The 12,507-nt window shown below is 72.9% G+C and carries 11 protein-coding genes; all 11 read left to right on the top strand.

The features are described from left to right. Positions 1–173: 173 nt before the first annotated feature. Positions 174–1,412 carry an ABC transporter substrate-binding protein gene (locus ABNF97_RS01095; protein WP_349337334.1) on the top strand — a complete coding sequence of 413 codons (1,239 nt, stop codon included), beginning with the start codon at positions 174–176 and terminating at the stop codon, positions 1,410–1,412. Further along, the gene (locus ABNF97_RS01100) at positions 1,409–2,473 is read left to right on the top strand and encodes an ABC transporter permease subunit (protein WP_130462665.1); all 1,065 of its coding nucleotides are present in this window, start codon (positions 1,409–1,411) and stop codon (positions 2,471–2,473) included. Before ABNF97_RS01095 ends, ABNF97_RS01100 begins: the two co-directional genes overlap by 4 nt. Continuing rightward, a complete protein-coding gene (locus tag ABNF97_RS01105; RefSeq protein ID WP_130462666.1) occupies positions 2,470–3,510 on the top strand; it encodes an ABC transporter permease subunit in 1,041 nt (346 codons plus the stop codon). The genes ABNF97_RS01100 and ABNF97_RS01105 overlap by 4 nt, the downstream gene beginning before the upstream one ends. Further along, a complete protein-coding gene (locus tag ABNF97_RS01110; protein ID WP_349337335.1) occupies positions 3,507–4,238 on the top strand; it encodes an ABC transporter ATP-binding protein in 732 nt (243 codons plus the stop codon). Before ABNF97_RS01105 ends, ABNF97_RS01110 begins: the two co-directional genes overlap by 4 nt. Continuing rightward, a complete protein-coding gene (locus ABNF97_RS01115; RefSeq protein WP_349337336.1) occupies positions 4,225–4,926 on the top strand; it encodes an ABC transporter ATP-binding protein in 702 nt (233 codons plus the stop codon). Before ABNF97_RS01110 ends, ABNF97_RS01115 begins: the two co-directional genes overlap by 14 nt. Next, complete coding sequence (locus tag ABNF97_RS01120; RefSeq protein ID WP_349337337.1) at positions 4,923–6,293, top strand: MmgE/PrpD family protein; 1,371 nt, start codon at positions 4,923–4,925, stop codon at positions 6,291–6,293. Before ABNF97_RS01115 ends, ABNF97_RS01120 begins: the two co-directional genes overlap by 4 nt. Before the next feature lie 40 nt (positions 6,294–6,333). After that, entirely contained in the window at positions 6,334–6,975 is a 642-nt protein-coding gene (locus tag ABNF97_RS01125) for an aspartate/glutamate racemase family protein (RefSeq protein WP_349337338.1), read from the top strand. Then, positions 6,972–8,387 carry an FAD-dependent oxidoreductase gene (locus ABNF97_RS01130; protein WP_349337339.1) on the top strand — a complete coding sequence of 472 codons (1,416 nt, stop codon included), beginning with the start codon at positions 6,972–6,974 and terminating at the stop codon, positions 8,385–8,387. The genes ABNF97_RS01125 and ABNF97_RS01130 overlap by 4 nt, the downstream gene beginning before the upstream one ends. Beyond that, the gene (locus ABNF97_RS01135; protein ID WP_349337340.1) at positions 8,384–9,859 is read left to right on the top strand and encodes a dihydroorotase; all 1,476 of its coding nucleotides are present in this window, start codon (positions 8,384–8,386) and stop codon (positions 9,857–9,859) included. The genes ABNF97_RS01130 and ABNF97_RS01135 overlap by 4 nt, the downstream gene beginning before the upstream one ends. Continuing rightward, entirely contained in the window at positions 9,856–11,133 is a 1,278-nt protein-coding gene (locus tag ABNF97_RS01140; RefSeq protein ID WP_130462672.1) for a CoA transferase, read from the top strand. Before ABNF97_RS01135 ends, ABNF97_RS01140 begins: the two co-directional genes overlap by 4 nt. Before the next feature lie 136 nt (positions 11,134–11,269). Next, on the top strand, positions 11,270–12,499 hold the full coding sequence (locus tag ABNF97_RS01145) for an ROK family protein (protein ID WP_130462673.1): 1,230 nt from the start codon (positions 11,270–11,272) through the stop codon (positions 12,497–12,499). Positions 12,500–12,507: the final 8 nt, after the last annotated feature.

Consider the following 12,507-nt stretch of genomic DNA (forward strand, 5'->3'; position numbering starts at 1 on the left):
CGGAACGCAATTCCAACAGCATCCCGGCGACCGGGTCAAGCCCTCTCATTGCGATCGTGCTGCGGTTGACGAAGATTTTCCCTGGACTCTTGACCCGCTGAACAGGCGGTGTCAGCATCAGGCCTCATGCGTCGTTCCGTGCGGCGGAACACATCCACCCCCCAGGAGCTGACATGAGGAAGACCTGGACCACAGGGCTCGCCCTGGCCTTGCCACTGGCGCTCGCCGCCTGTGGCGGGTCCGCCCCGGCCGGTACGGACCGGGCGGACGGCGGGCAGTCGGGCGGCACGATAAAGATCGGTTCCCTGCACCCGCTCAGCGGCGCCGCCGCCGCGGACGGGCAGCAGATGGACAACGGCGCCAAGCTGGCGGTGGAGGCCATCAACAACGCCGGTGGGATCAAGTCGCAGGGCGGGGCGAAGCTCGAACTGCTCAGCGCGGACACCCAGGGCAAGCCGGAGGTCGGCCAGAGCGAGGCGCAGCGGCTCATCCAGGCCGGCGCCGTGGGGCTGGTCGGCACCTATCAGAGCGCGGTGACCGCGAACGTGTCCACCGTGGCTGAGCGGAACAAGGTGCCGCTGGTCATCGACGTCTCCAGCGCCGACTCGATCCTGGCGCAGGGCTACAAGTTCACCTTCCGGGTCCAGCCCAGTTCGACGGTGCTGGGCACCCAGGGGGCGCAGTTCCTCGACGAGGTCGCCAAGGCCGCGGGCCGGCCGGCAAAGCAGGTGGCGATCTTCCACGAGCAGGGTCCGTTCGGCAGCGCGATCCGGGACGCCTTCAAGGCCGAGGCGGAGAAGCGCGGGATGAAGATCGGGCCGGTGATCTCCTACGACTCGGCCAGCGTCTCCGACCTGACCACCCAGATGACCACGGTCAAGGCCTCCGGCGCGGACGTGCTGATGGTCTCCGGCTACTACCGGGACGGCGTGCTGGTCGCCCAGGCCGCCGACACCGTCAAGCCCGGCCTGGACGCCGTGTTCGGCGTCGCCAACGGCGCCTTCGACCTGCCGCAGTTCCCCAAGGAGGTGGGCGCGGCCGGCGAGGGATACTTCGACGCCAACTACCACCCCGACATGACCAAGCCGGAGACCCAGGCGCTGGCCAAGCTCTACCAGGAGCGGTACGGCGATGAGATCCGGACCGGCGCCGTGCTGGCGTACGACGCGGTACGGGTCATCGCGGACGCTCTCGAGCGGGCCGGCTCCGCCGAGCCGGAGAAGGTGCGCGACGCCATCGCCACGGTCGAACTCGACACGCTGATCGCCGGCGACGGTCCGATCAAGTTCGGTCCGACCGGCGAGAACGAGAACGCGACGCCGATCCTCATGCAGGTGCGCGACGGAAAGGTCAAGCAGGTGTTCCCGGCCGACAAGGCGGAGACCGCCCCGGTCTACCCGGCCGGCCGATGACCCAGACACCCGACCGGGCCCACGCGGTCGCCGGCAACGGCGGCGGCGTGGTGTCCGGGGACCTCGACGACGAACTGGAACCGGGCGGGGAGCCCGCCCCGCGGGCGCCCCTGCTCCGCCGGGTGCCGTGGCTGCGCGTCGCGATCGTCGTCGGCCTGGTGGTCGCCGGGATCGCCCTCGCCTACCTGAGGTCGGGCAGCGGTGTGGTGGTCATGCAGGCGGTCGCCACCGGCGTCCTCATCGGCGGGGTGTACGGACTGGTCGCGATGGGCCTGACGCTGATCTTCGGGGTTCTCGACATCGTGAACTTCGCGCACGGCAGCTTCCTGGCCCTGGCGCTGTTCCTGACCTTCTGGCTGGTGAACGGCCACGGCGTGCACCCGTACCTCGCACTGGCGGTGAGCGTACCGGCGATGTTCCTGCTCGGGATGCTGGTGCAGCGCGGAGTCCTCTCCGGGGCGATGGGCAAGCCGCTGGAGAACCAGCTCCTGATCACCCTCGGCCTCTCGTTGATCATCGAGAACGCGCTGCTGCTCTTCTTCGGCGCGAACCCCCGTTCGGTGGCGCTGCCGGGCGACCGCGGAGTGCCGATCCTCGGCGCGGTGGCGGATCTGTCCCGGGTGCTCGCCTTCGTCGGCGCGCTGCTCCTGGCGGGCCTGCTCTTCCTGCTGTTGCAGCGGACCCGGCTCGGCACGGCGATCCGGGCGGTCGCCGCGAACGACGTCGGCGCGCAACTCGCCGGGATCGACACCCGGCTCATCTACGCGGTCACCTTCGCGATCGGCACCGCCTGTGCCGGTGCGGCCGGGACCCTGGTCGCACCGCTGGTCACCATCGAGCCGACCACCGGGGCGCTGTTCAACATCATCGCCTTCGTGGTGGTGGTGCTCGGCGGGATGGGCAACGTGGTCGGCGCCCTGCTGGGCGGGCTGATCGTCGGTCTCGCGGAGCAGCTCGGCGGCCTCTACCTGCCGGGCCAGTCACCACTGCTCTCCGTCTTCATCGTCTTCGTGCTGGTGCTGTTCCTGCGCCCACAGGGGCTGTTCAGGAGGGCCGCGTGACCACGACCACGACCAGAGAACCGGCGGCCGGTCGGGTGTTGCCCCGGCAGCCCTGGAACCGGCACCTGATCGCCATCGGGATCCTCGGCGCGGTGCTGGTGCCGCTGCCGCTGCTGCTGCCGCCGGCCCAGTCCGCGGTCGCGGTCCGGGTGCTCATCTTCGCGCTGATGAGCATCGGCTGGAACATCATGAGCGGCTTCGGCGGGATGTTCAGTTTCGGTCACGCGGCGTACTTCGGCATCGGTGCCTACGTCAGCGCCTGGCTGCTGGTGGAGCGGGGCGTGTCGCCCTGGCTCGGCATGGCCGCCGGCATGCTGGTGGCGGCCGGCTTCGCCACCCTGATCGGCTTCCTCGCGCTGCGCTACCGGCTCCGGGGCGCCTACTTCGCGCTGGCGACCTTCGCCTTCGCCGAGATGCTGCGGCTCTGGGCGATCAACAGCGACCTCGTCAACCGGGCCGTCGGCTACCACGTGCCACTGCGGCCCGAGTCGTCCTGGTGGTACCTGCAGTTCGAGCCGGGATCGGCAAACTACTTCTGGATCGCGCTCGCCCTGACCGTGGCCGCGATGGCGGCCAGCGTGCTCTTCCTGCGCTCCCGGGCCGGCCAGTTCAGCAAGGCAGCCCGGGACGACGAGGACGCCGCCGCCGCGATCGGCATCCCGGTGATGCGCTACAAGCTGTACACCATGGCGCTCTCCGCCGCCGTCACCTCGGTGGCCGGCGCCTTCTACGTGCAGTACTTCCTCTTCGTCGACCCCGACCTGGCGTTCGGATCGAGCGTGTCGATCCAGGCGATCCTGCCGGCCGTGATCGGTGGCGTGGCCACGGTCTGGGGACCGGTGATCGGCGCCGCGGTGCTGGGGCCGCTCAACGACATCACCGCGACGATCCTGCGGAACCCGCCACCCGCGCTGGAGTTCCTCCAGGGCCGGGGCGGACTGGACGTGGTCGTCTACGGCGCGCTCCTGATCCTGATCGTGCTGCTCCTGCCGCAGGGGATCTACGGCGCACTGCGCGGAAGGTGGTCGCGACGATGACGCTGCTCCGGGTAGAGGGGCTGGCCAAGTCCTTCAAGGGTCTGCGCGCGGTGGACGACGTCAACTTCGAGGTCGCCGAGGGGGCCATCCTCGGCGTCATCGGGCCGAACGGCGCCGGCAAGACCACCATGTTCAACCTGGTCGCCGGGGCGATCCGACCGGATGCCGGCCGGGTGTACCTGGCCGGCCGGGACATCACCGGCCACCCGCCGCACCGGATCAGCGCGGCCGGGATGACCCGGACCTTCCAGCTGATGCGTCCGTTCTACTCGATGACCGTGCTGGAGAACGTCACGGTCGCCGTACTGGCCGGCGGTGCCGCACGGCGGACCGCCCGGACCGCCGCGGCGGAGGTGGTGGAACGGGTCGGGCTCGGCCGGTGGCGGGACGCCCCCACCGAAGGACTGCCGACGGCCGCGCTGAAACGGCTCGAACTGGCCCGGGCGCTGGCCAGCCGGCCCCGGGTGCTGCTGCTCGACGAGGTGCTGGCCGGCCTCGTCCCCGCCGAGCGGGCCCCGGTGATGGACCTGCTGGAGGAGTTGCGTACCGAGCAGGGCGTCACCCTCGTCTTCGTCGAGCACATCATGGCGGCCGTGATGCGGCTCTCCGACTCGGTGCTGGTCCTCGACCTGGGCCGGGTACTCACCTCCGGCGCACCGGAAGAGGTGACCCGGGACCCCCGGGTCATCGAGGCGTACCTCGGGGAGGACCCCAATGCTGAAACTTGAGGGTGTCAGCGCCGGTTACCACAGCCTGCGGATCCTCCACGAACTCGACCTGCACGTGGAGGAGGGGGAGATCGTCGCCGTCGTCGGCGCGAACGGCGCCGGGAAGACGACGACCCTCAAGACCATCTCCGGGCTGCTGCGGCCGAGCAGCGGCGTGATCACCTTCGGCGGTCAGCGGATCGACGGGGTACGCCCCAGCGAACTGGTCCGGCGGGGACTCGTGCACGTGCCCGAGGGGCGGGCGCTGTTCGGCCCGCTCAGCGTGGAGGAGAACCTGCGGATGGGCGGCTGGACCCGGGGGCGGCGGCCGCTCGACGAGCCGATGCGGGAGGTGTTCGAACTCTTCCCCATCCTCGCCGAGCGGCGGCGCCAGGTCGCCGAGACGCTCAGCGGCGGCCAACAGCAGATGCTGGCGATCGGGCGCTCGCTGATGGCCGGTCCCCGGCTGCTCCTGCTGGACGAGCCGTCCACCGGGCTCTCCCCGAAGCTCACCTGGGCGGTGCTGGACGCGATCCGGACCATCCGGGACCGTGGTGTCGCCGTACTCCTGGTGGAGCAGAACGCGGCGCACGCGCTGAACCTGGCCGACCGGGCGTACGTGCTGGAGAGCGGCAGCGTCGTCCTTTCCGGATCCGGTCCGGAGCTGGCCCGGGACGACCGGGTCCGGGCCGCGTACCTCGGGTTGTGAGCGCCGTGACGGGTCACCTGGCGGGTCCGCGCCACCGGCTGGCGACGATCGAGGCGGTACGCCGGCTCGGCGACTGGGTCGCCGGCCTGAGCTGGTCCGACGTGCCGGCGCGGGTGCGCGAGCGGCTCGAACTGGTACTGCTGGACTCGCTCGGGGTGACCGTGGTCGGCGCGCGGCAACCCGAGCAGCGGGCGCTGGTGGCGGCCTGGCACCCGGCGCCCGGCCCCGCGCCGCTGTTCGGCGCCGGGCACCGCACCACCGTCGAGGCGGCGGCCTGGCTCAACGCGACCGCCCTGGTCCGGCTCGAACTCGACGAGGGCCACAAGTACGCGAAGGGCCATCCGGCCGCGCACGGGCTGCCGGCGGTGCTCGCCCTGGCGGCGGAGCTGGGCCGCCCCGGCACCGAGACGATGGCGGCGCTGCTGGCCGGGTACGAGGTCGCGGCCAGGTTCGGCCGGGCGACCGGGCTGCGGCCGGGGGCGCACCCGCACGGGGGCTGGGGCGTCGCCGGTGCCGCCGCCGGCTGCGCCCGGCTGCTGGGCCTGCCCGGCGACGGGGTCGCGGCGGCGATCGACGCGGGCGCCGGGCTGCCGGTCGCGGGTCACTTCTCCAGCGCTCTGGACGGCAACCCGGTCCGGGACGCCTGGGTGGCCGCGGCCAACCTCTCCGGGCTGGCCGCCGCCCGGATGGCCGGGGCCGGCCTGGCCCGCAACACCGGGACCCCGGCCGGCTCGCTCGGCGAACTACTCGGCAGCTTCGAGCCGGGCGAGCTCACCGCCGAGCTGGGTGAGCGCTGGGACGTGACGCTCGGCTACTTCAAGCGGCACGCCTCCTGCTCCTTCACCCACCCGGCGGCGGACGCCGCGCTGCTGATCCGGCCCGAGCTGTCCCGACCCGAGGAGGTCGAGGAGGTACTGGTCGAGACCCACTCGCTCGCCGCCGGGCTGGACCGGACGAGCTGGGACCACCGGCTCGGCGCGCTCTTCTCGACCCCGTTCGTGGTCGCTGCCGCCCTGCTGCACGGCGAGGTCGGGCCGGACGTCTCGGCCGACGACCGGCGGGACGACCCCCGGCTCCGGGCCCTGGCCGGCAGGGTGGTGGTGCGGCGCGCCGCCGACCTGGACGCCCGGCTGCCCGCCGAGCGGGCCGCCCGGGTCACCGTCCGGGCCGGGGGCGTCACCCGGGTCGTGGAGGTGCCCAACCCGGTCGGCGACAGCGCCCACCACCCGATGGCCGAGGACGACGTGCTCGCCCTGCTCGGCCGGCTCCTGGACGCCGGCACCGTGCACCGGGTGCACGAGGTCGCCGCCGCCCTGGCCAGCAGCGCCGACGTCGCCGTGCCGCTGCGACGCCTGGCCGGGACCTGACACCCGGCCGCCACCACCGTCGAGACAAGGAGGAGGAGCCGTGCGCATCTACGCCGTGACCCCGATTTCCGTCGGCCCGGCCGAGCTGGCCCGCCGGCAGGCGCGGTACGACGCGCTCTGCCCGCCCGGCGTCCAGGTCGAGCTGCACGACCTCGGGCCGCGCGCCCCGCGTGCCCTGGACACCGACGAGCAGGTCCGGCAGAGCGAGGCGCTGGTGATCGAGGCGCTGACCGCGGCGCCGGACGGCTTCGACGCGCTGCTGCCGGACTGCGTACTCGATCCGGGCGTGGCGCAGCTGGCCGGGAAGCTGCCGGTGCCGGTACTCGGGCTGCTGCGGATCAGTCTCGGCTGGACGGTGCTGACCGGCCGCAGCACCGGGGCGGTGGCCCGGAACCGGGCGATCGCGGCCGAGATCGTGGCCCGGGCCGAGGCGTACGGCTGGATGTCGTCGCTGTGTGGGGTGGAGGTGCTCGACCTCGACGTGTACGCGATCGCGGACGCCGGGCGCTGGGCGGTGGCGCTGGAGGGTGCGGTGCGGCGGCTGACCGCAGCGGGCGCGCGTACCGTCGTCAACGGCTGCTCCGCGGTCGAGCTGCCGCCGGCCGGTCCGGCGGCCCCGGTCCGGCTGGTGGACCCGACCGCGCTGGCGCTGCGCCTGATCGCCGCCGGAGAGCTGCGGTGAGCGGGCAGGGGCCCGACCTCGTCGTCGCCGGTGCCGGCGGCGGGCTGGTCGGCGCGCTCCGTGCGGCCCAGCTCGGGCTCGACGTGCTGCTGGTGGAGGCGACCGAGCACTACCGGCGGGGCAACAACACCTCGATGTCCACCGCGATGATTCCCGGCGCCGGGTCGCGCTGGCAGCGGGCCGCCGGCCTGTACGACTCGGCGGACCTCTTCGTCGCCGACGTGCTCCGCAAGACCCACGGCGCGGCCGACCCCCGGCTGGCCAGGGCACTCGCCGAGGTCAGCGCGCCGCTGGTCGAGTGGCTGGCCGACGACACCGGGCTGGCGCTGGAGCTGGTCACCGACTTCCACTACCCGGGCCACTCGGTCGACCGCTGCCACACGGTGCCCGGCCGGCACGGCACCGTACTCCTGGACCACCTCGTCGAGCGGGTGACCGGGTCGCCCCGGATCGACCTGCTGGTCCCGGCGCGACTGGTGGACGTGCGGCTCGACGCTGCCGGCGCGGTCTCCGGGGTCGTCGTGCAGCGACCCGACGGTTCCCGGGAGGAGATCGACACCCGGGCGGTGCTGCTGGCGACGAACGGCTACGGCGCCGACCGGGCGCTGGTGGCCGAGCACGCCCCCGAGATCGCCGCGGCCGTCTACCACGGCAGCGAGGCATCCCGGGGGGACGCGCTGCGCATCGGCACCGCGCTCGGCGCTGCCAGCGCCTTCCTGGACGCCTACCAGGGGCACGCGGCGCTGGCGCAGCGCTCCGCCACCCTGGTCGGCTGGGCCACCGTGATGCACGGCGGGTTCCTGCTGGACAGCACCGGCCACCGGTTCGGCGACGAGACGACCGGCTACTCCGAGTACGCCGCCGCGCTCGCCGCCCGGCCCGGGGCCACCGGCTGGCTGATCCTGGACCGGCGGATCGCGGACGCCTGCCTGGCCTTCACCGACTTCCGGCAGACCGTCGAGTCGGGCGTCCTGGTCAGCGCCGACGACCCGGCCGCGCTCGCCGAGGTGACCGGACTGCCGGTCGCGGCGGTGGCGGCCGAGCTGGCCGGGGCGGCGGCGGTCGCCCGGGGCGAGGCCGTCGACCGGTTCGGCCGGGCCAGCTTCGAGGCCCCGCTGGCACCGCCGTATCTGGCGGTACGGGTGGTGCCCGCGCTCTTCCACACCCAGGGCGGGCTGGTGGTCGACGAGCATGCCCGGGTGCTCCGGCCGGACGGCTCGGCGATCCCCGGGCTGTACGCCTCGGGCGGCGCCGCCGCCGGCATCTCCGGGCACGGCGCCGCCGGATATCTGGCCGGGAACGGCCTGCTGCCCGCACTCGGGCTCGCCTACCTGGCTGCGGACCACGCCGCCGGCACCGCCGGCCCGGCCCCGGCCGACCCGCACCGACCGATCGACGAAGGAATCCGATGAAGCAGCTCGAAACCCTGGTCAAGAACGTCACCGTGGTCCGGCCCGAGGACGGCACCGCACCCGACGGCGAGTCCCTCGACCTCGGCATCGCGGACGGCAGGTTCGTCCGGGTGGAGCGGGACATCCCGGTTGGGGAGGCGCAGACCGTGGTCGACGGTCGCGGCCTGCTCGCCTTTCCCGGTGCGGTCGACGCGCACCAGCACTGGGGGATCTACAACCCACTGGCCGCCGACGCCGAGACGGAGAGCCGGGCGAGCGCGCAGGGCGGGGTCACCACCGGGCTGACCTACATGCGGACCGGGCAGTACTACCTGAACCGCGGCGGGCCGTACGCGGAGTTCTTCCCGCAGGTGCTGGCGGCCGCGCAGGGCCGGTCGTACATCGACTACAGCTTCCACCTGGCGCCGATGATGCGGCAGCACATCGACGAGATCCCGTCGATCATCGAGGACTTCGGGGTCACCTCGTTCAAGATCTTCATGTTCTACGGGAGCCACGGCCTGCACGGTCGCTCGTCGGACCAGAGTTCCTTCCTGATGATCCCGCCGGGGGAGCGCTACGACCTGGCCCACTTCGAGTTCGTGATGCGCGGGGTCCAGGCGGCCCGGGAGAAGCTCACCGAGGCGGCGCCGCACGTCTCCCTCTCGCTGCACTGCGAGACGGCCGAGATCATGACGGCCTACACCAGGCTGGTGGAGCAGGACCCGTCGTTGACCGGGCTCGCCGCCTACAGCGCGTCCCGGCCGCCACACTCCGAGGGGCTCGCGGTGACGATCGCGGCCTTCCTCGCCGACGAGACCGGGCTGCCGAACATCAACCTGCTGCACCTGTCGTCCCGCAAGGCGCTGCGGGCGGCGATGCGGATGGCGGCGACGTTCCCGCACGTCGACTTCCGCCGCGAGGTCACCATCGGTCACCTGCTGGCCAGCGTCGACACCGCGCACGGGCTGGGCGGGAAGGTCAACCCGCCGCTGCGGCCCCGGGAGGACGTCGAGGCGCTCTGGGAGTACCTGCTCGACGGCAGCGTCGACTGGGTGGTCAGCGACCACGCCTGCTGCAGGGACGAACAGAAGTTCGGTACCCCCCGGGACGACGTCTTCGCCGCGAAGTCGGGCTTCGGCGGTGCGGAGTACCTGCTGCCGGGGCTGGTCAGCGAGGGGCGGCGGCGCGGCCTGTCGTACCAGCGGATCGCCCGGTTGACGGCGTGGAACCCGGCGCAGCGCTTCGGCCTGCTCGGCAAGGGCACCATCGCGCCCGGCTACGACGCCGACTTCTGCCTGGTCGACACCGGGTCGACCTGGACGGTGCACGCCGGTGACTCCGAGTCGACCCAGGAGTACACCCCGTTCGAGGGCTTCGAGCTGGGTGCCCGGGTGACCGACACCTGGGTACGCGGCCAGCAGGTGCTGGACCGGGGCAACGTGGTCGGCACCCCCCGGGGCCGGTACGTCCGCCGGCCGTCCGCCCGATGACCGCCCCGGAGCCGACCGTGCCGCCCGCCGCCGCACGGTCGGGAGCGGTGCAGCCGGGGCGGGCGCAGGCGCAACCCGACGGGGGCGGCCCGCTCGCCGGGCTGCGGGTGCTGGACGCCTCGACGATCCTGGCCGGTCCCCTGGTGGCGCAGATCCTCGGTGACTACGGGGCCGAGGTGATCAAGATCGAGCACCCGGTACGCGGTGACGGCATGCGGGGACACGGTCTCGACAAGGACGGCCAGCCGCTGTGGTGGAAGATGATCGGCCGCAACAAGCGGACCCTCGCGCTCTACCTCGGCACCGAGGAGGGCGCGGGGATCTTCCGGCGACTGGCCCGGACGGCGGACGTCGTGATCGAGAACTTCCGGCCCGGCACGTTCGAGCGGTGGGGTCTCGGCTACGACGTGCTCGCCGAGGACAATCCCGGGCTGATCATGTTGCGGGTGACCGGCTTCGGGCAGTCCGGCCCGTACGCCAGCCGGCCCGCCTTCGGCACCCTCGTCGAGTCGATGAGCGGGTTCGCGCAGCTGACCGGCGAGCCGGACGGGCCACCAACGCTGCCCGCGTTCGGACTGGCCGACTCGATCGCCGGGATGGCCGGCGCCGCAGCCGTGTCGATGGCGCTCTACCAGCGCGGCCGGGACGGCCGGGGGCAGGAGATCGACCTCGACCTGCTCAGCCCGATCATGACCGCCGTCGGTCCGGGCGTGATCTACGCCGACCAGCTCGGCATCGACCAGCGGCGCACCGGAAACCGGTCCGTCAACAACGCGCCGCGGAACACGTACCGGACGGCGGACGGGCACTGGGTGGCGATCTCGACCAGCGCGGACACGATCGCGGCCCGGGTGCTGCGGCTGGTGGGCCATCCGGAGGTGGTCGACGAGCCCTGGTTCGGCACGGGTCGGCAGCGTGCGCAGCACGCCGACCTGCTGGACGGCTATGTCGGGCAGTGGATCGGCCAGCGCTCCCGCGACGAGGTGCTGCGGGCGTTCGAGGAGGCCGGTGCCGCGGTGGCCCCGGTCTACCGGCCCAGCGAACTGCTCGACGATCCGCAGGTGAATGCGCTGGATCTGATCACCACTGTCGACGACCCCGACCTCGGTCCGATCCGGATGCAGAACGTGCTGTGGCGGATGGGGCGCACGCCGGGCCGGATCCGGTTCACCGGTCGAGGACTGGGCCAGGACACCGAGCGGATTCTCGGCGACGAACTGGGGCTGGGCGCCGAGGAGATCGCCGGACTCCGGGAACGCGGTGTCATCAGATAGCCGCTCTCCGGCGACCGGCGCGGGGGACGGTCCGGCACCGGCACGATGGGTCCGGGTCCGGGAAGGCCACCACGGGTCCCCGGGTCCAGGAAGGCCACGACGGGTTCCCAGGTCCGGGAAGGTCTAGAGTTCCGCCGTGAAGCGCACCTCCCGGGACATCCGGATCGGCAACCGGTTCGACGTGCTACGACGGATCATCGGCGCGCCGATGGTGTCGCGGCAGCAGATCGCCCGCGACACCGGGCTCAGCCTCGCCACCGCGGCCAACCTGATCGGCGAACTGCTGGAGCTGGGCCTGCTGGTCGAGGTCGGCTACCAGGACTCCGGTGGCGGCCGGCCCCGGGGAGTGGTCTCGGTCAACCCGGCCGGCGGCGCGCTGGTCGGCATCGACGTGGCCGAGACGTACGTGCACGTCGACCTCTTCGACGCCGGGCTCGGCGTGCTGGCCAGCGTCGAGGAGGAACTGCACCCGACGGAGAACCGGCCCGAGCAGGTGGTGTCGCACATCGCCTCGGCGGTCCGGGCGGGGTTCGCCTCCGCCGGAGTCGACCCGGAGCGGGTGCTCGGGGTCGGGGTCAGCGTGCCCGGCCAGGTCGACCGCGAGGGCGGGGTCTCGGTGTACGCCCCGAACTGGGACTGGCGCGACGTACCGCTGCGCGGCCTGCTCGCCGGCTCGCTCGACCTGCCGCTCTACCTGGACAACCCGCTGCGCGCATGCGTGGTCGCCGAGCTGTGGTTCGGGGCCGGCCGGGGGCGCGACGACGTGGTGGTGGTCAACCTCGGCACCGGTGTCGGCGCCGGGCTCGCCTTCGGCGGGGCGCTCTACCGGGGCGCCACCAACAGCGCGGGGGAGTGGGGGCACACCAGGCTGGTGGTCGACGGGCGGCTCTGTCACTGCGGCAGTCGCGGCTGCGTCGAGACGTACGTCGGCGCGCCCGGCATCATGCAGACATTGCGTGACCTGGCGCCGAACAGCCCACTCCTGCATCCGGAGGACCAGACCTCGACCATCGAGGCGCTTGCCGCCGGGGTGGCCGCCGGAGATCCGGTGGCCGCCAAGGTGGTCACCGAGACCGCCCGCTATCTCGGCGTCGCGGTCGCCGACCTGGTCAACCTGGTCAACCCGGAAGTGATCGTGCTCAGTAGCTGGGTCGCCGCCCGGCTCGGCGAGGCACTGCTCTCCGAGGTACGCGCGGTGGTGGCCCAGCACGCGCTGAGCCGGCCGTTGGCGGCGACCGAGATCACGCTGTGCCGGATTCCCGGCAACCCGGTCAGTCTCGGCGCGGCCACCTTCGCCCTGGAACGGTTCCTCGCCGGCATCGGCACCACCGCCGGAGGTCTCATCAGCCACCCGAAGAACCCCTGACGCCGACG

Source organism: Plantactinospora sp. B6F1, from assembly GCF_040120695.1.
GTDB lineage: Bacteria > Actinomycetota > Actinomycetes > Mycobacteriales > Micromonosporaceae > Plantactinospora.

Excerpts from the sequence above, each read along its gene's own strand:
- ABNF97_RS01095 (WP_349337334.1), top strand. The coding sequence starts at position 174 with ATGAGGAAGACCTGGACCACAGGGCTCGCCCTGGCCTTGCCACTGGCG.
- ABNF97_RS01100 (WP_130462665.1), top strand. The coding sequence starts at position 1,409 with ATGACCCAGACACCCGACCGGGCCCACGCGGTCGCCGGCAACGGCGGC.
- ABNF97_RS01110 (WP_349337335.1), top strand. The coding sequence starts at position 3,507 with ATGACGCTGCTCCGGGTAGAGGGGCTGGCCAAGTCCTTCAAGGGTCTG.
- ABNF97_RS01115 (WP_349337336.1), top strand. The coding sequence starts at position 4,225 with ATGCTGAAACTTGAGGGTGTCAGCGCCGGTTACCACAGCCTGCGGATC.
- ABNF97_RS01135 (WP_349337340.1), top strand. The coding sequence starts at position 8,384 with ATGAAGCAGCTCGAAACCCTGGTCAAGAACGTCACCGTGGTCCGGCCC.
- ABNF97_RS01140 (WP_130462672.1), top strand. The coding sequence starts at position 9,856 with ATGACCGCCCCGGAGCCGACCGTGCCGCCCGCCGCCGCACGGTCGGGA.